Source organism: Micrococcus sp. 63XJN7_6_ISO-PGPR-S23-444, from assembly GCF_058072765.1.
This window is the reverse complement of sequence record NZ_CM176516.1, coordinates 1889525-1912324: the sequence shown is the minus strand read 5'-3', so window position 1 is coordinate 1912324 and position 22800 is coordinate 1889525. Positions and strand designations below refer to the sequence as shown.

Here is a 22800-nt window from a genome sequence, read left to right as displayed (position 1 = left end):
CGGGTGGCCCGGGGCCACGCACGACTCCTGCACAGGTGGCGCCGCCGGTGTCGTCGTCCACGGTGGGTGCTCCTGAGCGGGCGGGATAGGCCGGGTTGAGCCATCGTCACGGGCATGGCCACGTCTTCCCTGCCCCTGCCGGACATCGTCGAGACCGGCCGGCCGTTCACCCGTGGCGACCTGCGCGCGGCCGGGGTCTCGGAGCGACTGGTCCGCGGCGGTGACGTGCGGCGCGTGACGCATGGGGTCCATCGGCTCCGGACTGACCACCTCGGCTCGTGGGCGGAGCTCGGCTACGCCGAGGCGCCCGCTCCCTTCGCGCCGGAGGAGACGGCCGCGGTCGTGGAGGCGAGCGGGGGAGTGGCCTCCCACCTCACGGCGCTGCTCCTGCACCGCGTGCCGCTGCCGCCGTTCCTGGCGGAGGACGGCACGGTGCACGTGTCCCGGCCACACCCGCGCGGGGCGAGCGTCCGCCCAGAGATCACCTCGCATGCCCGCCTCGTCCCGGCCGCGGATGTGACCGTCCTCCACGGGATCCGCCTGACGAGCCTGGAGCGATCCTGGGCGGATCTGGCCGCACTGCTCCGTCCAGGCATGCTCGTGCCCGTCGTGGCGGCCGGGGACGCTCTCGTCCACCGGCCGTGGTCGCCGGAGGGGCGCCGCTCACCACGGACCACGACGGCGGCCCTGCGGTCCGCGCTCCTGCGTGCCGGGCGGTTCAAGGGAGTGCGCACCGCCCGTGCCGCCCTCCAGCTGGTGCGGGTGGGCGCGGACTCCCCACAGGAGACAGCCCTGCGACTGGCCCTGCTCCACGCCGGCCTGCCCGAGCCGGAGCTCCAGCTGGTGCTGCACCCGGGCCGGGCGCGGTCGCCGGACGCGGATCTGGGGTGGCGGCAGTGGCGCATGGTGGTCCACTACGACGGCGGTCACCACCTCGACCCGGCACAGGTCGCCGTGGACGCGTGGCGAGACGAGGGCTGGGCGCGCGCGGGCTGGACGCAGATCTGGGCCACGGTGGACGACGCACGGGACGACTTCCGGCGCGTCGTCGCCGAGGTGCAGACGCACCGGGCCCGGCTCGGCGGGCGGGTGTTCGCGTCGTGAACCGCCGTTTCCCGAACGAAAACACCCCGGAGCCCGCCGTTTCCCGAACGAAAACGCCCCCCGGGGGGTCAGGCGGCGTACTGGCCGCGCATCAGCACGGCGCCGCCGTCGACGCCCTTGGCGCCCTGCACGAAGTCCAGGCCCGCGGCCGCCGCGTCGTCGGTGAGGGCGCCGATGGTGCCCATCTCCCACGCGTCGATGCCGGCGTCCACGAGCACGGAGATCGACGTCGCGGCCACCTCCGGGTCCACCACGGCCACCATGCCCACGCCGAGGTTGAGGGTGCGCTCGAGGTCGGACTGCGGAACGCGGCCGAGCTCGCCCACCAGGCGGAACACGGGCGGCAGGGACCAGGTGTCGCGCTCGACGGTCGCCATGAGGCCCTGCGGGAGCACGCGCGCCAGGTTCGCGGCCAGGCCGCCGCCGGTCACGTGGCTGAACGCGCGCACCGGCAGGTCCGAGCCGCCCTCGTGGCCGTTGAGGCGCTGCACCAGGTCGAGGCAGGCGCGGGAGTAGATGCGGGTAGGCACGAGCAGCTCCTCGCCGAGGGTGCAGCCGAGCTCGGTGACCTCGCGGTCGAGGGACCAGCCCGCGGCGTTCACCACCCGGCGCACGAGCGAGTAGCCATTCGAGTGGATGCCGGAGGAGGCCATGCCGATCACGACGTCGCCGGACTGCACCCGCTCCGCGCCCAGGACCATGTCCGCCTCGACCACGCCGGTGGCCGCGCCCGCCACGTCGTACTCGTCCACGGCCAGCAGGCCCGGGTGCTCGGCGGTCTCGCCGCCCACGAGCGCGGTGTCGGCCAGGCGGCAGCCCTCGGCCACGCCGCGCACGATGTCCGCGATGCGCTCGGGCACGACCTTGCCGCACGCGATGTAGTCGGTCATGAACAGGGGCTGGGCGCCGACTACCACGATGTCGTCCACGACCATGCCCACGAGGTCCTGGCCGATGGTGTCGTGCTTGTCCATCGCCTGTGCGATCGCCACCTTGGTGCCGACGCCGTCCGTGGACGTGGTCAGCAGCGGCTTGCGGTACTGCAGCAGCGCGGAGGCGTCCCACATGCCGGCGAAGCCGCCGATGCCGCCCATGACCTCGGGGGTGTGGGTGGCCTTCACGGCGTCCTTCATCAGCTCGACGGCGCGGTCGCCGGCCTCCACGTCGACGCCGGCCGAGGCGTAGGTGATCGGGGCGGCGGAGGAGGGGGTCTGGTTCGGGGTCACAGCGGGGTCCTGTCCGTCTCGGTGAGCAGCTTCTCGTCGTCGGCGTCCGGGCCGGGCTCGCAGCCCGTGGCGGTCACGGTGGTGGTCTCGCCGCCCTCGTCCAGCACCACGGTGGACGCGGGCGACACGGCGACCGGCTCCAGCAGGCCCTTGCCGCGCTCGCCCTCGTCGGCCAGCGGGATCGGGTAGTCGCCGGTGAAGCAGGCGGTGCACAGGCGCTCGCGCGGCTGCCCGGTGGCCTCGATCATGCCGTCCTCGCTGATGTAGGCCAGCGAGTCGGCGCCGATGGACGCGGCGATCTGGTCCACCGCGGCGCCGTTGGCGATGAGCTCGGCGCGGGTGGCGAAGTCGATGCCGTAGAAGCAGGGCCACTTCACGGGCGGGGAGGAGATCTTCACGTGCACCTCGGCGGCGCCGGCCTCCTTGAGCATCCGCACGACGGCGCGCTGGGTGTTGCCCCGCACGATCGAGTCGTCCACCACCACGACGCGCTTGCCGGCCACCACGGTGGACTGGACGTTGAGCTTGAGGCGGATGCCGAGCTGGCGCAGCGTCTGGGACGGCTGGATGAAGGTGCGGCCCACGTACGCGTTCTTCACGAAGCCCTGGCGGAACGGCAGGCCCGAGGCGTCCGCGTAGCCCACGGCGGCGGGCGTGCCGGACTCGGGCACGGGGATCACGACGTCGGCCTCGACCGGCTGCTCGAGCGCGAGGCGGCGGCCCATCTCCACGCGGGACTCGTACACGGAGCGCCCGGCGATCGTGGCGTCCGGCCGGGCGAGGTAGACGTACTCGAACACGCAGCCGGCCGGCTTGGACTCGGCGAAGCGGGTGGAGCGGATGCCCTCCTCGTCGATCGCGATCATCTCGCCGGGCTCGACCTCCCGAATGAAGGAGGCGCCGACGGTGGCGAGGGCCGACTGCTCGGAGGCCACCACCCAGCCCCGCTCGAGGCGGCCGAGCACGAGCGGGCGCACGCCCTGCGGGTCGCGGGCGGCGTAGAGGGTGTGCTCGTCCATGAACACGAAGCAGTAGGCGCCGCGGATCTTCGGCAGCAGCTCGAGGGCGGTTTCCTCGAGGCGGTCCCCGGGGGTGCCGTGCAGCAGGGCCGTGACCAGGGCGGTGTCCGTGGTGTTGCCCTGCTTCATCTCACCGTGGGTGTGGCGTCCGTCCGCGGCGTGCACCATGCGCAGCAGCTCGGCGGAGTTCACGAGGTTGCCGTTGTGCGCCAGGGCGACCGTGCCGTCGTCGGCGGTGGCGCCCAGGGTGGGCTGGGCGTTGGCCCACTTGTTCACGCCGGTTGTGGAGTAGCGGCAGTGGCCGACGGCGATGTGGCCGCTCAGTGCGGTCAGGGTGGCCTCGTCGAACACCTGGGAGACCAGGCCGATGTCCTTGTAGACGGCGATGCGCCCGCCGTCCGAGACGGCGATGCCCGCGGACTCCTGGCCGCGGTGCTGGAGGGCGTACAGGCCGTAGTAGGCCAGTTTCGCGACCTCCTCGCCCGGCGCCCACACGCCGAACACGCCGCATTCGTCCTGCGGCCCCTGGTCCTGGGGGTCGAGGGCGGCGGTCAGGCGGCCGTCGCCTCGTCGGGTGCGCGGTGCGATCACTGCTCGGGGGTCCTTTCGGTGGGGGTGGTGCGGGCGGGCGGGGCACCCGCGTCCACACGGTCCAGGCGGACGTCCGCCACGGCCGGGTCGTCGGTGCGCTCGAGGACCACGGTGCGCGCGGTCGACCGGGAGCGGCGGTCCAGCAGCAGCCACACGAGCAGCCCGAGCACGCTCGTGCCGAGCATGCTCAGCAGCGATGCGAAGCCGAACGTCTCCGAGAAGGAGAGCGGGATGCCGGAGTACGGGTCCGCGGGCGGGGTGGGGGAGGCGTGGACCGCGGTGGTGATCACGAGTGCGATCAGCAGGCCGAGCGCGAGCGCCACCGCGAGCACCGCGGTCAGCCGCGGGGCGCGACGGACGGTGTAGGCGCGCTGATCGGGGGTCGGCTCGGGGGCGGAGGTCATGCGCGCCAGTCTATCGAGTCGGCCGCTGGGGCCAGTCGCGCGTGCCCGCGGCGGTGGCGGCACTCCCGGAGCACGCTCTGGCCGGCGCGTTGCGTGACGTTGAGCTCGTCGACCGCGGCCTGATACTCCTCCAGCGGGAGCACGACCTGCCCGCAGGCACGGGCGAACTGTGCCTTCGCCGCGGTGTCCGGGGCGGGATCGGCAGAGCTGCATCCCGCGACGAGGAACGGTGCCGACGTTCGAACGGTCGGTGCCGCCGAGAGGACTGCCGGACACCCCTCGCTCACGGCCGCACGAGCGGCAGGTGCGCGCCGAGGTCGGCCCGCACGCCCGAGGCGCGCACGCCGCCGGCCGCCGTCGCGTCCTCCCAGGTCGTCAGCCCCGTGGCCAGGGACAGCCATGTCACGGCGTCCATCTCCACCACGTTGGGCGGGGTGCCGCGGGTGTGCCGGGGCCCGGGGAGGCACTGGGCGACGCCGAAGGGCGGCACGCGCACCTCCACCGAGTTCCCGGGCACGCGGGTCGCCAGCTCCTCGAGCGCGAAGCGCACCGCCATGGCCCGCGTGGGGCGCGGCAGCGCGGCGGCCGCCGCGGGGTCCTCCTCGTGGGCGCGTGCCCACGCCAGCAGCGCCGCGTGGCCCTCGACGACAGGCACCCGGCGGCGGGGCACGGAGCCGGTGGTCACGCCCGCGCCTCGAAGGCCGGCAGGACGTCCCCCACGAGGTCCCGCACCGGCGCGGCCAGGCGGATCTCACCGACCGGCTCACCCCGGCCGAGCACCGGGGGCACGACGGCGGCCAGCACGCCCGGCAGCGTCGCCCGGTCCACGTGGTCCGGGGCGAACCGGGCCAGCAGCGCGAGCGCGACCAGGTCGCCGGCCCGCGTGCCGCCGTCGAGCGCCTTGACGGCCACGGCCGTGCCGTCCGGCGCGGCCATGACGAGGACGCCGTCCGCGCCCGCCTTGGCGAGCAGGCCGAGCTCGCGCATCACCACGGTGTTGGAGCTCGTCTCCCCGTGGACGGCCCACGGGTGCTCGAGCATCGCGGTGGCGACGGCGGCCGCGTGCGGGTCCGCGTCGGCGCGGCCGGGTGCCGCGGCGACCCGCCCGATGCCGCGGGCCAGGCCCGCCAGCGAGATGACGGCGGCGGGGGCGCCGCAGCCGTCCACACCGGTGTGGGCCACCGGCTCGCCGCAGTATTCGGCGATCACCGCGTCCACCTCGCGCTGCAGGGGGTGCGCCGGGTCGAGGTACGTGGCGACGTCGTGCCCGGATGCCGCGCAGGCCGCGAGGAAGCCGGCGTGCTTGCCGGAGCAGTTGAAGGCCAGCGGGGTCGCGGCGGCGGCCTCGCCGTCGCGGCGGACCTGGGCCACGACCTCGGAGGTGTCCGCGGGCCAGGCCGGCGGACACCGCAGGGCGGACGCGTCGAGGCCGGCGTCCGCGAGCATGCGCTCGGCCAGCGCCTGGTGCCGGAGCGTGCCCCGGTGCGAGCCGCACGCGATGGACAGGGCCTCACCTGCCAGCGCCGCCCCGTGGCGCAGCGACGCGATGGCCTGGAACGGCTTCAGCGTGGAGCGCGGGTAGATCAGCGCGTCTGCGGGGCCGAGCCCGGCCAGCACCCGCCCGTCGGGGCCGGTCACGACGGCGGCGCCCGCCGTGCGGGACTCGACGAAGCCGTTGCGGACGGTCTCCACGAGCTCGACGGCGTCGGACAGGGCGAAGGTCTCGCCCGCGGGGGCGACGGTGGCGTGGGTCATGCGGTCCAGGGTAGCGAGGGCCCCAGACGCGCCGGGCGTCCGGGGCCGGTGGGCCGGGTCAGGTCCGGCGGCATCACCGGCTCACTCCGCGGAGAGCCGCCCGTCCACCATGGTCAGGGTGCGGTCCGTGGCGGAGAGGAACTCGTGGTCGTGCGTGACCATGAGCGTCGCCACCTGCTCCTCGCGGGTCAGCGTGCCCAGCAGGTCCACGACGGCGGCCGAGCGCTCGCGGTCCAGCGCGGAGGTGGGCTCGTCCACGAGCAGCAGCGTCGGCGAGGCCATCAGCGCGCGCACGATGTTCACGCGCTGCCGCTGACCGCCCGAGAGCTGGTGCGGGCGCTTGCCGGCCTGGTCGGCCAGGTCCACACGCTCGAGCAGCTCCAGGGCCCGCGCCTTGGCGGCCCTGCGGTCGGCGCGGGTGGCGTCACGGTCCAGGTGCACGGTCAGCTCCAGCTGCTCGGCCGCCGTGAGGGACGGGATGAGGTTGGGCTGCTGGAAGATCATGCCGATCTCCTGGCCGCGCAGCGCGGTGCGCTCCTTCCGGGACAGCCCGGCCATCTCGCGGCCGGCCACGGACACGCAGCCGGAGGTGGGCGTCACCAGGCCCGCGGCCACCGCCAGCAGGGAGGACTTGCCCGAGCCGGACGGGCCGACCATCGCGGTGAACGTGCCGGGGAGCAGGTCCAGGCTCACCTCGTCCAGGGCGCGCAGCACGCCGCGCTCGCCGTCCGGGTACTCCAGCACGAGGTCGCGCACGGACAGCGCGGGGGTGGCGTCGGCCGCGGCGGCGGGGCGCTCGCCGGCGACGCGGTGGGCGGCCGCGGCGGCCGGGGTGCGGAGGGCGTCGAGGTCGGCCTGCGGGGCGGTGAGGGTGGTCATGGGGAGGTCCTTTCTCCAGGCGGGGGCGAGGCGGAGCCGAGGGGGACGACGGCGCCGGGCGGCGCCGTCGTCGGGGCGGTCAGTTGCCGCCGAGGGCGACCAGCGGGTCGATCCGGGTGACGCGGTAGACCGCGACGACGGCGGCGAGCATGCCGAGCACGAGGACCCCGGCGGCGGGCACCGCGGTGGTGGCCCACGAGAGCTCGAACGGGACGGCCCGCCCCGCGAACGCGCCGACCACGGCGGCCAGCCCGGTGCCCACGGCCACGCCGCCGACGAGCACGAACGCGGCCTGCGCGAGCGAGTCCTTCAGCACCCAGCCGTTCGAGCCGCCGAGGGCCTTGAGCACCGCGATGTCGCGGGTGCGCTGCACCGTCCAGATGGACAGGAACGCGATCACCACGAGCGCCGAGATGCCGTACAGGAAGCCCTGCATGGTCATCAGGGAGCCGTTCTCGGACCGGTAGCTGGGCAGGGCGGCGTAGGAGCCCTTCACGGTCTCCGCGACGGTGCCCGCGGCGTCGTCGCCGGCGGCGGCCACGGCGTCGACGTCGGCGCCCGCGTCGAAGCGCACGAGGCCGGCGGTGCCGAGCACCGCGTCGTCGGCGGTGTGCGAGATGGCGTTCCAGTCCTCGAGCGCCAGCCACGTCACGGGGGAGTGGGAGTAGTACTCGGTCGGCACGACGTCGGCCACGGTGTAGACGAAGCCGGAGACCGCGACGGCGTCACCCGCCTGGGCGTGGAGGGAGTCGGCCACGTCCTGGCTGAGCACGATCTGCCCGAGCTCGACGCCGGCCGGCGCGTCGGAGCCGCCCGGGGTGAGACCGATGAACGCGGTGGTGGCCACGCCGGTGGTGGGCTCGCCGGACACGTCCGCGCGGCCCTGCGGGTCCGTGTCCACGGGGTGCTCGAGGCCGATGGCCCGGCCCTGGCTCACACCGAGCGGCTCGACGGAGGCCACGCCGTCCGTGGCCGCCCACGCGTCGCGCTGGGCCACGGTGAACTCGGACTGGGTGAACGACGCGGTGGGCTCCTGGCCCGCCGCACCGCCGAAGACCAGACGCTGCACGCCCTGCTCGCCGAGGCGGTCGATCGCGGCCGTGTTCTGCCCGCCCAGGCCGGCCGTGAGGCCGGAGAGCATGACGAGCAGCAGGCTGATGAGGGCCACCACGGAGCCCATGAGGGCGAACCGTCCGGTGGCGAAGCGGAGGTCGCGGAGTGCGAGGAACACGGGGCGCGTCCTTTCCTGACGAGGTCTGTCCTGAGGTTGCCTCCACGGTCTCGCGCGGGGAGGGGTCGCCACATCGCCCGCGGCGGCTGGACCCGGTCAACCGAATGGTTGATCCCGGCGGCGCAGCGGCGCGGCCCCGGGGCATCGGGCCGTTGTCGCGTCCGGGGCGCGCCCTAGGGTGGAGCCATGTCCGTCGCACCCCGCGCCGCCGTGCCCCCCGCGCCCACCGAGACCGGCACCACCGCCGTGCTCGCCGGCCTGCGCGTGGCCCTGCACGTCACGTTCGCCGCGCTGCTCACCGTGGGGCTGGCGCGCGCGCTCGCGGACCGGTCCCCGGAGGCGTCCTCCGGTCCGTTCCCGGCCACCACCCTGGTGCTGCTGACCGCCGCGCTGGCGGGCGTCTACCTGGCCGGGACCGTGCTGGAGCGGCGCCGGTGGGCCCGGGGCGACGACGTCGGCCGCGGTCCGGCGGTCGCCTGGCTGGCCCTGGTGCTGCTGCTGTGGGGCCTGCTCGTGGCCCACCACGGCGACTTCGCGTGGGTCGCCTTCCCCCTCTTCTTCGTCGTCCTGCACGTGGTCGACCGGGTGGCCCGGCAGGCCTGGGTGCGCCACGTGGTCGGGCCCGCGCTGGTGGTGGCGATGGCCGTCGTCGTGGTGGCCGGGATGGCGGCGGGCGCCGGCGGCGTGCGGGTGCCGGCCGTCATTGGTCCGCTGGTGGGCGCCGCCGTGGCCGTGGTGCTCTCCGGGGCGTACCGCGCCCTGCACGCCGAGTCCGAGCGCCAGCGTGCCGTGGCCGAGCAGCTGCGCGCCGCGCAGGCCGAGCTCGCGCGCACCGAGCACCGGGCGGGGGTGAGCGCCGAGAGGGAGCGGCTCGCCCGCGAGATCCACGACACCCTCACCCAGGGGCTGGCCTCGATCGTGCTGGTCTCGCGCGCGGCCCAGGACGCGCTCGACGCCGCCGACCCCGCCCTCGCCCGGCAGCGCATGGAGACCGTGCGCGCCACGGCCGCCGAGAACCTCGCCGAGTCCCGCCGCTTCGTCCGCGACCTGCGCGGCACCGGGGCACCGTCCCTCATCGAGGCGCTCGAACGAGCGGTCACCGGGTTCGCCGACCGGCAGGCCGCCGCCGGGACACCCGTGGCCGCGGACGTCGAGGTCGTGGGCGAGCCGGTCGCGGTCGCCGAGGCCGTGGAGACCGCCGTGCTGCGAGCCGTGCAGGCCTCCCTGGCGAACGTCGGCGCCCACGCGGGCGCCCATCGCGCCCGCGTCACGCTGGGCTACCTCGGCGACGAGCTGACGGTGGACGTGGCCGACGACGGCGCGGGGTTCGACCCGGCCGTCGTCGCGGCCCGCGCCCGGGCCGGAGCCGCCGGTGCCGACCCGGGGGTGGGGACCGGCGTGGGACTGGCGAGCGTGCGCGAGCGCCTCGCGGCGGTGGGCGGCGAGGCCACCGTCGAGTCGGCCCCCGGCGAGGGCACCGTGGTGGCGCTGCGGGTGCCGCTGGTCGCCGCCGGGGCCGGCCGGAGCGCTGATCCCGAGCAGACCGAGAGCGAGGAGACCGCATGAGCGTGCGCGTGATGCTGGTGGACGACCACCCCGTGGTCCGGGCGGGGGTGCGGGCCGTTGTCGAAGCGCACCCGGACCTGACCGTGGTGGCCGAGGCCGCCGACGGGGCGGAGGCGATCGGCGTCCTGGAGGCGGGCGAGCCCGCGGTGGACGTCGTGCTCATGGACCTGCAGATGGGCGCGGGCATGGACGGCGTGACCGCCACCCGCGCGGTGCGGGAGCGGTGGCCGGGGGTGCAGGTGCTCATCCTGACGACCTTCGACACGGAGGCGGACATCCTCGCGGCCGTGAACGCGGGCGCCGCCGGCTACCTGCTCAAGGATGCCCCGAGCGAGGAGATCGCCTCGGCGGTGCGGCAGGCGGCGGCGGGGCACAAGGCGCTGGCCCCGCAGGTCGCGGCCACGCTGATGGGGCGCATGTCCGGCGGCTCCGAGGTGCTGTCCGAGCGGGAGATCGAGCTGCTCGAGCTGATCGCGCGGGGCGCCACGAACAAGGTGGCCGCGAAGGAGCTGTTCATTTCCGAGGCCACCGTGAAGACGCACCTGGTGCACATCTTCCAGAAGCTCGGCGTGGACAACCGCACCCGCGCCGTCGACGAGGCCCGGCGACGGCGCATCATCCGCTGACCGACAGGCCGGGGCGGCCGACCCCCGCGGACCCGGTCCTGCTCAGCGGCGCCGCACGTACCGGGTGATCACCGCCGCGGCGACGGCGGCCAGCGCCAGCACGCCGAGCGCGGCGGGCAGGCTGAGGTCGCCGCGCTGGACGCCCAGCCCCCGCAGCGTCCAGAAGACGATCAGGGCGCACGTGAACATCACGCCGACGAACGTCCAGGCCGTTCGCAGCCCGGGTCCCAGCCCCGCACCGGGCCGGTGGCGGGGGTCACGGGGATCACGGTCGTCGCCGGGCTGACCGTGGTGGAGGGGAGGCATCGTCATGCGCTCCACCGTAGGGGCCACGGGCCGGACCGGGCCAGGGCCACCGCGTAGGCTTGAGGCTCGTGAAGACCCTTGTGCTCGGCAACGGCGGCCGCGAACACGCGCTGCTCACCGCCCTCTCCCGTGATCCGCAGGTCAGCGCCCTCCACGCGGCGCCCGGCAACGCCGGCATGGCCGACCTGGCCACCCTCCACGCCGTCGAGGCCACCGACCCGGCCGCCGTCGTGGAGCTCGCGCGCGAGCTGGGGGCCGACCTCGTCGTCGTCGGTCCCGAGGCCCCGCTGGCCGCCGGCGTCTCCGACGCCCTGCGCGAGGCCGGGTTCGCCGTGTTCGGCCCCTCGCAGGCGGCCGCGCAGCTCGAGGCGTCCAAGGCCTTCGCCAAGGAGGTCATGGCCGCCGCGGGCGTGCCCACCGCCGGCTCCCGCGTGTGCACCACCGCCGCGGAGGCCGCCGCCGCCCTCGATGAGTTCGGCGCCCCGCACGTCGTCAAGGACGACGGCCTGGCCGCGGGCAAGGGCGTCGTGGTCACCTCCGACCGCGCCGAGGCCCTCGCCCACGCCGAGGCCTGCTTCGCCGCCGGCGGCACCGTGGTGATCGAGGACTTCCTGGACGGCCCCGAGGTATCCCTCTTCGTGATCTGCGACGGCGAGGACGCCGTCGCCCTCACCCCCGCGCAGGACTTCAAGCGCATCCACGACGGCGACGCCGGCCCCAACACCGGCGGCATGGGCGCGTACACGCCGCTGCCGTGGCTGCCCGAGGGCTTCACGGACGAGGTGATGGACCGGGTGGCCCGCCCCGTGCTCGCCGAGATGGCCCGCCGCGGCACCCCGTTCACGGGCGTGTTGTTCTGTGGCCTGGCCGTGACCGCCAAGGGCGTGGAGGTCATCGAGTTCAACGTGCGCTTCGGCGACCCCGAGACCCAGGCCGTGCTCGCCCGCCTCGAGACACCCCTGGGCGGGCTGCTCGCCGACGCCGCGGCCGGCCGGCTCGGCGCGGACCGTCGGCTCGAGTGGAGCGACGACGTCGCCGTGGACGTGGTCATGGCCTCGGCCGGCTACCCGGCCTCCTCCTCGACGGGCGACGTGATCACCGGGCTGGCCGACGCGGCCGCCCTCGAGGGCGTGCACGTGATCCACGCCGGCACCGCGGCGTCCGGTGAGGACGTGGTGACGGCGGGCGGCCGGGTGCTGGCCGTCGTCGGGCGCGGGGCGGACCTGGCCCAGGCGCGTGAGCGCGCCTACGCGGGCGTCGAGCGGATCCGGTTCGACGGGGCCCAGTGGCGCACGGACATCGGACTCAAGGCCGAGCGCGGCGAGATCACCGTGCCCGGGACGGGGGGAGCGAAGTGAGCGGGGAGCGCGTGGGGTTCACGGGGGCCGAGGCCCTCTGGCTGCCGGGCTGGCGGCACGTCTACTCGGGCAAGGTGCGGGACCTGTACGAGCCCGCCGACGCCGAGCCGGGACGGTCCGCGACGCTGCTCGTGGTGGCCTCCGACCGGATCAGCGCCTACGACCACGTGCTGGAGCCGCCGATCCCGGACAAGGGCACCATCCTCACCCGGCTGACCCTGTGGTGGTTCGAGAAGCTGGCCGAGGGCTACAACGGGGCCCACGCCGAGCCGGTCGAGCACCATGTGGTGGGCACGGACGTGCCCGCGGCCGTGGCCGGGCGGGCGATGGTCGTCAAGCGCCTGGACATGTTCCCCGTGGAGTGCATCGCCCGCGGCTACCTGACAGGGTCCGGCCTGGCCGAGTACCGCGCGTCGGGCACGGTGGCCGGCCTGCCGCTGCCCGCCGGGCTCGTGGACGGCTCGCGGGTCGACCCGCCGATCTTCACGCCGTCCGCGAAGGCCGAGGTCGGCGAGCACGACGAGAACATCACGTTCGAGCAGATGGTCGAGCGCGTGGGCACCGAGGCCGCCGAGCGCCTGCGGTTCCTCACCCTGGACCTGTACGCCCGCGCCGAGGCGATCGCCCGCGAGGCCGGCATCATCCTGGCGGACACGAAGGTCGAGTTCGGTGTGGACCCGGCCACCGGCCAGGTGGTGCTGGGCGACGAGGTCCTCACCCCGGACTCCTCCCGGTTCTGGGACGCCGAGGACTACGAGCCCGGCCGCCCCCAGGCGAGCTTCGACAAGCAGTTCGTCCGCGACTGGCTCACGGGCCCCGACTCCGGCTGGGACAAGACCAGCGGGGAGGCCCCGCCGGCGCTGCCCGCCGACGTCGTGGCCAAGACCCGCGACCGCTACGTGGAGGCGTACGAGCGCCTGACGGGCCGGCCCTTCGACGCCTGACCCGGACTTTCGAACGTGGGGTAGGCCCTCTGCCACGTTCGAAAGTCCCCATTCGCCCGATTTCACGTTCGAAAGTCCGGGGTGGGGCGGGGTGGGGCGGGTCCTGCACAGGTGTTCGGCCCCGCACAGGAGGGGGCCGGACGCCCGCCCACGACGACGGCGCCCGCATCCTGGCCGCATGCCCCGCCGCCCCGCACCCCTTCCGCCGGCCCTCGCCGGCCGCGTCTTCACCCGGCGCGAAGCCCTGGACCGCCTCTCCTCCGACCGGCTGCGCAGCCTCGACCTGCGCCAGGTCACCCACGGGGCACACCGCGCGGTCGTCGACGTGCCGGGGTCGTGGGGCGCGCTCGGATACCCCCGCCCCGTGGCGGCCCTGCCGCCGGAGGAGGCCGCCGTCGTGGTGGCTCTGACCCGTGGGGTCACCTCGCATCTGACGGCGGCGCGGCTGCACGGGCTCGTCCTGCCGTGGTGGGCCGAGGAGGACATGCGGGTGCACGTGAGCCGGCCGCACCGCACGGGTCGGACAGGGCGCGCGGGCGTCGCCTGCCACGGACGCACGGTGCCGGCCGAGGACCGCGTGGAGGTGCACGGGGTCCCGGTCACCTCGCTCGAGCGGACGTGGGTGGACCTCTGCTCCCTGCTGCGGCCGGATCAGGTGGCGGACGCCGTCGTCGCGGGGGACGCGCTGGTGAACCGTCCGTGGGCCGACGGGACCCGACTCCCGCCGCGCACGACGGCGTCGCGGCTCTCCGCGGCGCTGGAGCGGGCGGGCCGGTTCAAGGGCGTGCGGGTGGCCCGGGCTGCGCTGGCGCTGATCCGGGTGGGGGCGGACTCGCCTCCGGAGACGCGGCTGCGGCTGGCGCTCCTCGACGCCGGGCTCCCCGAGCCGCGCCTCCAGGCGCAGCTGGTCTCACCGGCAGGGGAGCGGACCGACGCGGACATGGTGGTCGAACGGTCCCGCGTGGCCCTCCACTACGACGGCGGCCACCACCGCACGCCGGAGCAGCAGCGACGCGACGCACGGCGGGACCGTCTCTGGCAGGAGGCCGGCCACCTGTCCATCACGGTGATGGGCGCCGACCTGGCCGAGGACTTCCGAACCGTGGTGGCCGCCGTCGTCCGCCACGACCGGGCCGTGCGGGCGGCCTCCACCTCCGGCCCCGCCCCGCAGAACTTTCGAACGTGAAATCGGGCGAATGGGCACTTTCGAACGTGGGGTAGGCCCTCTGCCACGTTCGAAAGCGCGTCGGGCGCGCCACCCATCAGGCGAGCGAGTCCTCCCAGGCCCGGTGCAGCGCCGCGAACCGGCCGTCGGCCGCCACCAGCTCGGCGGGGCTGCCGTCCTCGATGATCCGGCCATCGTGCATCACGAGCACCCGGTCGGCGGTCTCGACGGTGCTGAGCCGGTGGGCGATGATCAGCGCCGTCCGGTTCCCCAGCAGCCGCTCCAGCCCGGCCTGCACGAGACGCTCGCTCGGCAGGTCCAGCGACGACGTCGCCTCGTCCAGGATCAGCACGGCGGGGTCCGCGAGGAACGCCCGCGCGAACGACACGAGCTGCCGCTGTCCCGCGCTCAGCCGCCCGCCGCGCTTGGCGACGTCGGTCGCGTAGCCCTCGGGCAGCCCCAGGATGAAGTCGTGCGCCCCCACCGCCCGGGCGGCCGCCTGGATCTCGGCCTCGGTGGCGTCGGGCCGGCCGAGGGCGATGTTCTCCGCGATCGACCCGGAGAACAGGAACGCCTCCTGGGTCACCATCACCACGTTGCGCCGCAGATCCGCCTGGCTGAGCTCGCGCAGCTCCACCCCGTCCAGCGTCAGCGAGCCGGCAGAGACGTCGTAGAACCGGGCGATGAGCTTGGCCAGCGTCGACTTGCCCGCACCCGTCTGGCCCACCACGGCCACGGTCTGCCCGGCCGGGATCACGAGGTCGAACTCCGGCAGCACCACCCGGTCCGGTCCGTAGCTGAACACCGCGTCCCGGAACTCCACCCGCCCGGACGCCACGCCCGTCCCCGGAGCGTCGGCCCCGGGCAGCGGCGTGGGCTCGGCGGCCTCCACCACGGTGGGCTCCTCCTCGAGCAGGCCGGAGACCTTCTCGAGCGCCGCCGTCGCGGACTGCAGCGACGAGTAGAACATCGCCACCATCTCCATGGGCTGGAACACGCGCCGTCCGGCCAGCAGGAGCGCCACGAGCACCCCCACCTCGAGGTCGCCGTCGAGGACGCGCAGGCCCCCGGTCACGAGCAGCGCCGCCACCGTCAGGTTGCCCGTCGCCACGAGCACCGGCTGCAGGATGCCGAACAGGTTGAGCGTGGCCACCATGTCGTCCCGGTAGGCCGTGGCCAAGTCGCGGTACCGCGCGTCGTTGTCCCGTTCCCGTCGGAAGGCCTGGACCGCGCGGATGCCGGTCATGGTCTCCACGAAGTGCACGATCGACCGCGCCGAGGACACCCGCGACCCCCGGTACGCCTCCTCGGACCGCACCTGGTACCAGCGCGTCACGATCGCCACCGGCACGGCCGCGCCCAGCAGCACGAGGAACGACGGCGGGTCCAGCAGCAGGATGGACGCCGCGGTGAACGACATGAACATCAGCCCGGACACGAGCGAGGACACGCCCTGGTCCAGCAGCTCCCGCAGCGCCTCCAGGTCCGAGGTCTGCCGCGAGATCACCCGCCCGGACGTGTACCGCTCGTGGAAGCCGAGGCTCAGCCGCTGCGTGTGCCGGAACACGCGCAGCCGCAGGCTCAGCAGCATGGCCTGGCTCGCCCGCGCGGTGAGCCACGTGTACGCCCCCAGGAGGCCGCCGGAGACGACGGCCGCCGCCACGTACGCCCCGCCCACGGGGACGAGGATGGGCCAGACGGACTCGCCGGCCCGCACGGCTTCGACGACGCGCGGCAGCTCCGCGTCGATCGCCCAGGCGATGATCAGCGGCCCGGCCGCCCGCGCCGCGTTGGACACGAGCACGAAGACCGCGGTGAGCAGCAGCGTCCCCCGGACCGGCCGCGCGAGCTCGCCGAGCAGCCGGAAGGACCGGCGCCGGATGTGGCGGCGCTCCGCGCGGGTGTAGTCGAGGTCCTCTTCGGCCCCCACGCCGCGCACGCGGCTCACGTCGGCGGCGCTCATGCCTGCTCCTCCGGTCGGCTCGAGATGATGTGCCGGTACACGGCGCTGCGGGCCAGCAGTTCGGGGTGCGTCCCCACGTCCTCGATCCGCCCGTCCGCCAGCACCGCGACCCGGTCCGCGAGGGCCACGGTGGAGGGACGGTGCGCCACGATCAGGGTGGTCGTCCCGTCGAGGACCTCGCGCAGGCGCGCGGTCACGGCCTCCTCGGTGCGCACGTCGAGGGCGGAGAGGGGGTCGTCCAGCACGAGCACGTCCGGGCGCGCCGCGATCGCGCGGGCGAGGGCGATCCGCTGGCGCTGTCCGCCGGAGAGGCTGAGGCCCTCCTCGCCGATCTCGGTCTCGACGCCGTCCGCCAGGTCCGCCACGAAGCCCGCCTGCGCGGTCTCGAGCGCGAGGTCGAGCAGGGCGTCCGCCGCGGGGGAGTGGAGGCCGTCCGCGAGCACGTCCGCCGGGGCGCCGAGCAGCACGTTCTGCCGGATGGTCGCGGAGAACAGCGTGGCGTCCTCGAACGCCACGGACACCCGCCGGCGCAGCTCCTCGAGCGGCATCCGGCGCACGTCCACCCCGTCCACGCAGACGGAACCCGCCGTGACGTCGAGCAGCCGGGGGACCAGCTGCAGCAGCGTCGACTTGCCGGCGCCGGTCGCGCCGACCAGGGCCATCGTCTCGCCGGGCACCAGCTCGAGGTCGACGCCGTCGAGCAGGTCGCGCTCCCCGCGCCCCGGGTCCGCGTCCGGCCAGCGGAAGCGCACCCCGTGGAACGCGAGCGCGCCGGTGGCCGGGGGCACGACGGCGGCCTCCCCGGTGGGCGAGGCGATGTCCACGGGCGTGGCGAGGACGTCCACGTGGCGGTCGATCGCCGTGCGAGCCGAGAGCGTCATGCCCATCAGCTGGCCCACCGACTCGACCGGCCCGGCCAGCACGGCCGCGGTGGCGAAGTAGGCGGCGAGCGCACCCACCGTCAGCTCCCCGGTCGCCACGAGCCACAGGCCCAGGGCGAGACCCAGGCCCAGCACGGTCTCCGGCAGGGCCACGATGAGCGCGATGAACCGGGCCAGCACCGAGGCCTTGTGCACCTCGGTGCCCTGCAGCGTGCGGGCGCGCCCGCGGAAGCCGTCGAGGGCGTGCGCGCCGCGGCCGAACGCCTTGAGGACGCGGATGCCGTGCACCGACTCCTCGACGGACGTGGCGAGGTCCCCGGCCTGGTCCTGGGAGAGCCGGGACGCGGCGCGGAAGTCGTTGCGGAACCCGAACGACGCCCACATGATCGGCACGGCCGCGGCGAGGTAGAGCAGGGCCAGCTGCCAGGACAGCAGGAACAGCAGGACGAGGCCGACGGTGATGGTCACCACGTCCACCACGAGCATGACCGAGCCGAACGCGATCCACCGCCGCAACAGCGAGAGGTCGCCCTGGGCCCGGGAGAGCAGCTGCCCCGAGGGCCACGCGTCATGGAACGCCACCGGCAGGCGCTGGAGCCGTTCGAACAGGGCGATGCGCGCCCGGTTCTCCACCCCGGCGGCCGGCGGGAGGATGAAGTACCGGCGCAGGCCGATGAACGCGGCCTCGGCGAGGCCGAGCACGGTGAGCAGGCCGGCGGCCCGCCACACGTCTGCGCGGGAGTCGGGGGAGGAGGGCCGGGCGAGCACGGTCTCCGTGAACACGGTGTCCACGAGCAGGTGGATGACCTGCGGGATGGCCAGGGCCACGAGACCCGCCGCCATGGCCGAGGCGAGCCCGAGCACCCAGCGCGCCCGCACGCCCTCGAGGTACGGTGCGATCCCGCCCAGGGCGTCACGCAGGGACGAGGCGGCGGGAGAGGTGGCGCGGGTCACGGGGCCCCACTGTACCCGCGGCCTCGGACGGGACAGGCGGCTCAGCCCCGTGGGACCAGGTCCAGCACCACGGCCTCGGGCCGGCACGCGAACCGCACGGGCGCGGACGGAGCGGTCCCCAGGCCGGCCGACACCTCGAGGGGGACGGTCCGCCCCGCGGCCGTCCACGTCGAGACCCCGGAGGCCTGGCGGCGGGGCAGGTCGCAGTTGGTGACGAGTGCCCCGAGGAACGGCACGCACACCTGCCCGCCGTGGGTGTGGCCGGCGAGCAGCAGGTCGGCGCCGTCGGCGGTCATGGCGTCCAGCACGCGGCGGTACGGGGCGTGGGTGACGCCCAGCCGGAACCGCCCGTCGTCACCGGGCCGCCCGGCGTTCTCGTCGGGTGCGGCGCCGGGGAAGCCGGCCCAGGCGTCCAGACCGAGGTGCGGGTCGTCGGTGCCGGCGGCGAGGACCTCGAGCGTGGTCCCGGCGCGGGTCGGCACGGCCAGGGCGGCGCCCCGGTTCGTCAGGTCGGCCCAGCCGGCGGCGCGGAACGCGCCGAACAGGACGTCGGAGGAAAGCCGGGGCCGGTCCTCGTCCATGCGCGAGGGGCCCGCGAAGTACCGCAGGGGGTTGGCCGCCTTGGGCGCGTAGTAGTCGTTGGAGCCGGGCACGAACACGCCGGGCCGCGCCAGCAGCGGCCCGAGCGCGTCGAGCACGAGCGGCACCGACGCCGCGGCGGACACGTTGTCTCCCGTGTTGACCACGAGGTCAGGCTCGAGTGCATCCAGCCCGCGCAGCCACGCCCGCTTGGCCCGGTGCCGGGGCAGCAGGTGGATGTCCGAGAGGTGCAGCACCCGCAACGGCGCCGACCCGGCCGGCAGCACGGCCAGTCGGTGCGTGCGCACCGTCCGGGCCTCAGCCTCGGCGAGGCCCCAGGCCAGGCCGAGGCCCGCCGTCGCGGCCATCCCGACGGCGGCAGGCGCTGCGGAACGGAGCATGCGGCGGGTGGGGGAGGCGGCGGGGGGCATCGCGGTCAGAAGCCCGGGACCGCCTCGGGCAACGGCCCGCCTCGGTCCAGGTCGTCGATGTGGAACTGGCGTCCGTCCGGGTGCTCGCCGGCCTCGCCCGGGTCCTCCGACTGCGGGCCGTCCCACTCGGGCAGTTCACCCGGCGGGAACTTCTCCTTGGCCAACTGGTTGTACTCGAGCCAGGACGGGCCGTTGATGGAGGTCGAGTAGAACGGGTTGCGGACCTCGCCGTTGACGGTCTCGCCCGTCATGGACTTCAGGTTGTTGTAGCGGCCGGTCCACACGGCGGTGGCCAGCTTGCTGGTGAATCCGACGAACCACGTGGAGGACACGTTGTCGTTCGTGCCCGTCTTGCCGCCGAACTCGTAGCCGGCGCCCTCCTCGGCGATGTTGAAGCCGGCGATGTGGCGCAGGACCGGCATCAGCTCCCGGACGTGGTCCGGGTCGATGACCTGGTCGCACTGAGGGTCGGCGACGTCGTACTGGTTGCCGACGGTGTCCGTGACCTCCAGGATGGCGCGCGGCTCGCAGTACAGGCCGTTCGCGGCGATGGCGGCGTACGCGCCGGCCAAGGACAGCGGGGCCACCGAGTCCTTGCCGAGCAGGAAGGACGGGTCGTCCGGCTGCAGCGGGGAGCTGTCCAGGGCGCGGGTGATGCCCAGCTGGGTGGTGAGGCTCGTGATGTCGCACAGGTCCAGCTGGTACGCGGTGGCGACGGTCGGGGTGTTCACCGACCAGAAGAGGCCCTCGTCCACGCGCACCTGCCGCAGCATGCCCGGGATCACGTTCTTGAACTGCCAGGTGCCGCCGATCGTGGTGTAGCCGCCCGGGCGGCACGAGGCAGCGAACCGCGTGCCCGTGGGGTAGACGTTCCGGGAGGCGTCCACGGAGTCGACCAGGCGGTTGCCGTTGCGCAGCCACGTCAGTGCCACGAAGGGCTTGAGCGTGGAGCCGGCCTGGAAGCCCTGGCCGCCACCCCACTGCTTGTCCACGTTGAAGTTCAGCGAGGTGTGGCCGAGCTCGTCCTGGATGGCGTACTCGGTGTTCTGGGCCATGGTGCGGATGTTGCCGGTGCCGGCCTCCACCGAGGTGAGCGCGTGGCCGGCGCCCAGCGACTCGTTGTTGGGCACCGAGGCGCGCAGGTTCTTCTCGGTCTCCTTCTGGAGCGTCGAGTCGATCGTTGTGCGGATGGTGAGTCCGCCGCGGTCCAGCAGGGCCTGGCGGGACTGGACGTCCGGGCCGAACGTGGGGTCGGCGAGGATCTGCCGCTCCACGTAGTCGCAGAAGTAGGTGCCGAACTTGGCGTAGAGGCAGCCCGAGGGGCGGGACTCCATGACCACCTCCATCGGCTGGGCGACGGCGTGGTCGTACTCCTCCTGGGAGAGGTAGCCGTTGTCCTTCATCGCGTTCAGCACGAGGTTGCGCCGCTCCGTGGCCTCCTCCGGGTTGCGGGCCGGGTTGAACCGGGTGGGGGACTGGACCATGCCGGCCAGCGTGGCGGCCTCCCAGCTCTCCAGGTCGGCGGCGGACTTGCCGAACACGTACTGCGAGGCAGCCTCGACCCCGTAGGCACGGCCGGAGAACAGCACGATGTTGAGGTAGCCCTCGAGGATCTCGTCCTTCGACATCTGCTTCTCGACGGCGACGGCCAGCTTGATCTCCTTGACCTTGTCCGCGATGTTCTTGGAGCCGGAGAGGGTGAGGCGGGAGTCGCCGCGGATCTGCTGCACGTTCACCAGCATGTTGTTCACGAACTGCTGGGTGAGGGTGGAGGCGCCCTGCGTGGAGTCGGAGGTGGCGTTGTTGACGGTCGCGCGAATGAGGCCGCGCGCGTCCACGCCGTCGTGATCGTAGAAGCGCTCGTCCTCGATGGCCACGATCGCGTGCTGCATGTGCTTTGAGATCTTGTCCAGTGGGACCGGGGTGCGGTTCTCCTCATAGAAGACGGCGATCTCCTCACCGTCCTCCGAGAGGATGCGCGACGGGACGGACACCGGCTCCGCGGGCAGCTCGTCCGGCAGCTCGTCCAGCATCTCCCGACCCGACGCGGCGGCGACACCGGCCAGGCCCGCGACGGGCAGCAGGAGGGCCGCCACGAGCAGGCCAGCCAGCGCCGACAGGCCCACGAAGGCGAGGAGGCGGCCGGGGGCGCTCGAGGGCGCGGGGAAGCGGGTCGTGCGGGAGGCCATGGGCGCGAGTGTAGCGCGGGCACCTGGGACCTCTTCCGGGGTCCGCGCCGGTGGCTAGGGTGGGTCCCATGACTCAGCAGACGCAGTGGGAGTACGCCACGATCCCCCTCCTCATCCACGCGACCAAGCAGATCCTCGACCAGTGGGGTGAGGACGGCTGGGAGCTCGTCACGGTGATCCCGGGCCCCGAGGGGAACAACCCCGTGGCCTACCTCAAGCGTCCGAAGGCGGCGTGAACGTGACGGCGCAGTCCTCGGCCCCCGCCTGGGGCGACGGCGCAGTCGCGGCCCGCCTCGCGGAGCTCGGCATCGACCGACCCGCCGTCGCGGCGCCGGTCGGCTCCTATGTCCCGGCCCTGCGGGACGGCGACCTCGTGCTGACCTCCGGCCAGCTCCCCTTCGTGGCCGGCGCCCTGCCCGCCACTGGCAAGGTGGGCGCGGAGGTCACCCCGGAACGCGCCCAGGAGCTCGCGCGGGTGTGCGCCGTGAACGCGGTGGCCGCGGTGCACGAGCTGTTGGGCGACCTGGACCGGGTCGCCCAGGTCGTCAAGGTCGTCGGTTTCGTGGCCTCCGACCCCGCGTTCACCGGTCAGCCCGGCGTGGTGAACGGCGCCTCGGACGTGCTGGCCGAGATCTTCGGCGAGGTCGGCCGCCACGCGCGCTCCGCCGTCGGCGTGGCCGTGCTGCCCATGGATGCTCCCGTCGAGGTGGAGATCACCGTCCGTGTCCGCTGATCCGGCCGGCCTGCTGCTGCCGGTCCCGGAGCAGGAGGAGGACCTCACCCGCCAGTGGCTGGACCGGCGCTTCCGCCAGGTGCGCCCGGCCCGGCCCGGGTCGGCCGTGGTGCTCGTACGCGACGGCGACGACGGCCCGGAGGTCTTCCTCCGTCACCGCGCGGGACGCACCCCGCTCGGCCGCGTGGGTCTGCCCGGCGGCGCGCTCATCGAGTCCGACGCCGACCTGTGCCCGTGGTACGGGCCCGAGCCCTCCCAGTGGGCCCACACGTTCGGGACCACGGATCGGCGGCGTGCGCGGCAGCACGTGGTGGCCGCCGTCCGTCAGCTCCACGACGAGGCCGGAGTGCTCCTCGCCGGTCGCTCCGACACGGACGTCGTGTCCACGGCGCGCGTCGAGACCTGGGGCGGGGGCCGCAGCTCCCTCGAGGAGGGCTCGGAGAGTCTGCCCCATCTGCTGGCCTCGCGCGGCCTCGGACTGCGCGCCGACCTGCTGCGCCCCGTCATGCGCTGGCATTCCGCGCCCCACGTCCACCGACGTTTCGACACGGCCGTGTTCGCCACGACGACCCCACCGGTGCAGTCCGCGCCGGCATCCGAGGAACCCGGTCCCGAACTCCAGGCGTGGGTGCCCGCGTGTCGCGCGCTGGCCGGCCCGCTGCGGCTGCCCGGACCCGCCGGGGCGGAGGGCACGGCACCCTTCGACCAGGTGGCGACCCCGCTGACGCAGGTGATCGTGCGTCGGGTCGCGGCGCACCGGACGGCCGCCGCCTTCCTGCTCTCCGTCACGCCCTGTGCCCGGCGTGGCCCCGTGCCGGAATACCACCTGGTCACCGAGGCCGGCGACGACGGCACCCCCCGGATGCGGGTGGAGCGGGCCACCCGGGACTGACCGG

Annotated in this window: 21 protein-coding genes; 9 read left to right on the top strand and 12 right to left on the bottom strand. The window is 74.6% G+C overall.

What is annotated here, in order from left to right; translation table 11 throughout:
• Positions 1-114: 114 nt before the first annotated feature.
• Positions 115-1104 carry a type IV toxin-antitoxin system AbiEi family antitoxin domain-containing protein gene (locus AC3RJ9_RS08775; RefSeq protein ID WP_060973675.1) on the top strand — a complete coding sequence of 330 codons (990 nt, stop codon included), beginning with the start codon at positions 115-117 and terminating at the stop codon, positions 1102-1104.
• Positions 1105-1172: 68 nt separating this feature from the next.
• Here AC3RJ9_RS08775 and purM read toward each other — a convergent pair whose 3' ends face one another.
• From purM to AC3RJ9_RS08740, 7 genes are all read right to left on the bottom strand, one after another.
• Complete coding sequence (gene purM / locus AC3RJ9_RS08770; RefSeq protein WP_060973674.1) at positions 1173-2330, bottom strand: phosphoribosylformylglycinamidine cyclo-ligase; 1158 nt, start codon at positions 2328-2330, stop codon at positions 1173-1175.
• A complete protein-coding gene (gene purF / locus AC3RJ9_RS08765) occupies positions 2327-3940 on the bottom strand; it encodes an amidophosphoribosyltransferase (protein WP_060973673.1) in 1614 nt (537 codons plus the stop codon). Before purF ends, purM begins: the two co-directional genes overlap by 4 nt.
• Positions 3937-4344 (bottom strand): hypothetical protein, encoded by a 408-nt coding sequence (locus tag AC3RJ9_RS08760; protein WP_044658862.1) that lies wholly within the window; start codon positions 4342-4344, stop codon positions 3937-3939. Before AC3RJ9_RS08760 ends, purF begins: the two co-directional genes overlap by 4 nt.
• Positions 4345-4627: 283 nt before the next feature.
• Positions 4628-5029 carry a sterol carrier family protein gene (locus AC3RJ9_RS08755; protein ID WP_044658863.1) on the bottom strand — a complete coding sequence of 134 codons (402 nt, stop codon included), beginning with the start codon at positions 5027-5029 and terminating at the stop codon, positions 4628-4630.
• Positions 5026-6099 carry an asparaginase gene (locus AC3RJ9_RS08750; protein ID WP_049146831.1) on the bottom strand — a complete coding sequence of 358 codons (1074 nt, stop codon included), beginning with the start codon at positions 6097-6099 and terminating at the stop codon, positions 5026-5028. The genes AC3RJ9_RS08755 and AC3RJ9_RS08750 overlap by 4 nt, the downstream gene beginning before the upstream one ends.
• A gap of 81 nt (positions 6100-6180) precedes the next feature.
• Entirely contained in the window at positions 6181-6978 is a 798-nt protein-coding gene (locus AC3RJ9_RS08745) for an ABC transporter ATP-binding protein (protein WP_041103971.1), read from the bottom strand.
• A 79-nt stretch (positions 6979-7057) separates the two neighbouring features.
• Entirely contained in the window at positions 7058-8209 is a 1152-nt protein-coding gene (locus AC3RJ9_RS08740; protein ID WP_060973809.1) for an ABC transporter permease, read from the bottom strand.
• A 186-nt stretch (positions 8210-8395) separates the two neighbouring features.
• Between AC3RJ9_RS08740 and AC3RJ9_RS08735 the strand changes: the two genes are divergently transcribed.
• Positions 8396-9775 carry a sensor histidine kinase gene (locus tag AC3RJ9_RS08735; RefSeq protein ID WP_101966070.1) on the top strand — a complete coding sequence of 460 codons (1380 nt, stop codon included), beginning with the start codon at positions 8396-8398 and terminating at the stop codon, positions 9773-9775.
• Complete coding sequence (locus AC3RJ9_RS08730) at positions 9772-10401, top strand: response regulator (protein ID WP_206495785.1); 630 nt, start codon at positions 9772-9774, stop codon at positions 10399-10401. Before AC3RJ9_RS08735 ends, AC3RJ9_RS08730 begins: the two co-directional genes overlap by 4 nt.
• A gap of 42 nt (positions 10402-10443) precedes the next feature.
• Here AC3RJ9_RS08730 and AC3RJ9_RS08725 read toward each other — a convergent pair whose 3' ends face one another.
• Positions 10444-10713, bottom strand: coding sequence for a hypothetical protein (locus AC3RJ9_RS08725; protein ID WP_069941146.1), 270 nt, complete (start codon positions 10711-10713; stop codon positions 10444-10446).
• 62 nt (positions 10714-10775) lie between these two features.
• Between AC3RJ9_RS08725 and purD the strand changes: the two genes are divergently transcribed.
• From purD to AC3RJ9_RS08710, 3 genes are all read left to right on the top strand, one after another.
• Entirely contained in the window at positions 10776-12065 is a 1290-nt protein-coding gene (gene purD / locus AC3RJ9_RS08720; protein WP_069941147.1) for a phosphoribosylamine--glycine ligase, read from the top strand.
• On the top strand, positions 12062-13009 hold the full coding sequence (locus AC3RJ9_RS08715) for a phosphoribosylaminoimidazolesuccinocarboxamide synthase (RefSeq protein ID WP_122054582.1): 948 nt from the start codon (positions 12062-12064) through the stop codon (positions 13007-13009). The genes purD and AC3RJ9_RS08715 overlap by 4 nt, the downstream gene beginning before the upstream one ends.
• 178 nt (positions 13010-13187) lie before the next feature.
• The gene (locus AC3RJ9_RS08710; protein ID WP_020624427.1) at positions 13188-14195 is read left to right on the top strand and encodes a hypothetical protein; all 1008 of its coding nucleotides are present in this window, start codon (positions 13188-13190) and stop codon (positions 14193-14195) included.
• A 76-nt stretch (positions 14196-14271) separates the two neighbouring features.
• On the opposite strand, the gene AC3RJ9_RS08705 is transcribed toward AC3RJ9_RS08710, so the two are convergent.
• The 4 genes from AC3RJ9_RS08705 to AC3RJ9_RS08690 are packed head-to-tail and all read right to left on the bottom strand — an operon-like array spanning position 14272 to position 21171.
• Positions 14272-16137 carry an ABC transporter ATP-binding protein gene (locus tag AC3RJ9_RS08705; protein ID WP_206495786.1) on the bottom strand — a complete coding sequence of 622 codons (1866 nt, stop codon included), beginning with the start codon at positions 16135-16137 and terminating at the stop codon, positions 14272-14274.
• Complete coding sequence (locus AC3RJ9_RS08700) at positions 16134-17972, bottom strand: ABC transporter transmembrane domain-containing protein (protein WP_206495787.1); 1839 nt, start codon at positions 17970-17972, stop codon at positions 16134-16136. Before AC3RJ9_RS08700 ends, AC3RJ9_RS08705 begins: the two co-directional genes overlap by 4 nt.
• A 41-nt stretch (positions 17973-18013) precedes the next feature.
• The gene (locus AC3RJ9_RS08695) at positions 18014-18982 is read right to left on the bottom strand and encodes a metallophosphoesterase (RefSeq protein ID WP_095347353.1); all 969 of its coding nucleotides are present in this window, start codon (positions 18980-18982) and stop codon (positions 18014-18016) included.
• 5 nt (positions 18983-18987) lie between these two features.
• Entirely contained in the window at positions 18988-21171 is a 2184-nt protein-coding gene (locus tag AC3RJ9_RS08690; RefSeq protein WP_036338242.1) for a transglycosylase domain-containing protein, read from the bottom strand.
• 68 nt (positions 21172-21239) lie between these two features.
• Between AC3RJ9_RS08690 and sp36 the strand changes: the two genes are divergently transcribed.
• Genes sp36 through AC3RJ9_RS08675 form a run of 3 tightly spaced genes read left to right on the top strand, consistent with a single transcriptional unit; the run spans position 21240 to position 22796 of the window.
• Complete coding sequence (gene sp36 / locus AC3RJ9_RS08685) at positions 21240-21407, top strand: Sp36 family protein (protein ID WP_010080276.1); 168 nt, start codon at positions 21240-21242, stop codon at positions 21405-21407.
• Entirely contained in the window at positions 21404-21904 is a 501-nt protein-coding gene (locus AC3RJ9_RS08680) for a RidA family protein (protein ID WP_069941149.1), read from the top strand. The genes sp36 and AC3RJ9_RS08680 overlap by 4 nt, the downstream gene beginning before the upstream one ends.
• Positions 21894-22796 (top strand): NUDIX hydrolase, encoded by a 903-nt coding sequence (locus tag AC3RJ9_RS08675; protein ID WP_069941150.1) that lies wholly within the window; start codon positions 21894-21896, stop codon positions 22794-22796. Before AC3RJ9_RS08680 ends, AC3RJ9_RS08675 begins: the two co-directional genes overlap by 11 nt.
• The last annotated feature ends 4 nt before the right edge of the window (positions 22797-22800 follow it).

Excerpts from the sequence above, each read along its gene's own strand:
- AC3RJ9_RS08775 (WP_060973675.1), top strand. The coding sequence starts at position 115 with ATGGCCACGTCTTCCCTGCCCCTGCCGGACATCGTCGAGACCGGCCGG.
- AC3RJ9_RS08760 (WP_044658862.1), bottom strand. The coding sequence starts at position 4,344 with ATGACCTCCGCCCCCGAGCCGACCCCCGATCAGCGCGCCTACACCGTC.
- AC3RJ9_RS08750 (WP_049146831.1), bottom strand. The coding sequence starts at position 6,099 with ATGACCCACGCCACCGTCGCCCCCGCGGGCGAGACCTTCGCCCTGTCC.
- AC3RJ9_RS08745 (WP_041103971.1), bottom strand. The coding sequence starts at position 6,978 with ATGACCACCCTCACCGCCCCGCAGGCCGACCTCGACGCCCTCCGCACC.
- AC3RJ9_RS08735 (WP_101966070.1), top strand. The coding sequence starts at position 8,396 with ATGTCCGTCGCACCCCGCGCCGCCGTGCCCCCCGCGCCCACCGAGACC.
- AC3RJ9_RS08730 (WP_206495785.1), top strand. The coding sequence starts at position 9,772 with ATGAGCGTGCGCGTGATGCTGGTGGACGACCACCCCGTGGTCCGGGCG.
- AC3RJ9_RS08725 (WP_069941146.1), bottom strand. The coding sequence starts at position 10,713 with ATGACGATGCCTCCCCTCCACCACGGTCAGCCCGGCGACGACCGTGAT.
- AC3RJ9_RS08710 (WP_020624427.1), top strand. The coding sequence starts at position 13,188 with ATGCCCCGCCGCCCCGCACCCCTTCCGCCGGCCCTCGCCGGCCGCGTC.
- AC3RJ9_RS08705 (WP_206495786.1), bottom strand. The coding sequence starts at position 16,137 with ATGAGCGCCGCCGACGTGAGCCGCGTGCGCGGCGTGGGGGCCGAAGAG.
- AC3RJ9_RS08695 (WP_095347353.1), bottom strand. The coding sequence starts at position 18,982 with ATGCCCCCCGCCGCCTCCCCCACCCGCCGCATGCTCCGTTCCGCAGCG.
- AC3RJ9_RS08690 (WP_036338242.1), bottom strand. The coding sequence starts at position 21,171 with ATGGCCTCCCGCACGACCCGCTTCCCCGCGCCCTCGAGCGCCCCCGGC.
- sp36 (WP_010080276.1), top strand. The coding sequence starts at position 21,240 with ATGACTCAGCAGACGCAGTGGGAGTACGCCACGATCCCCCTCCTCATC.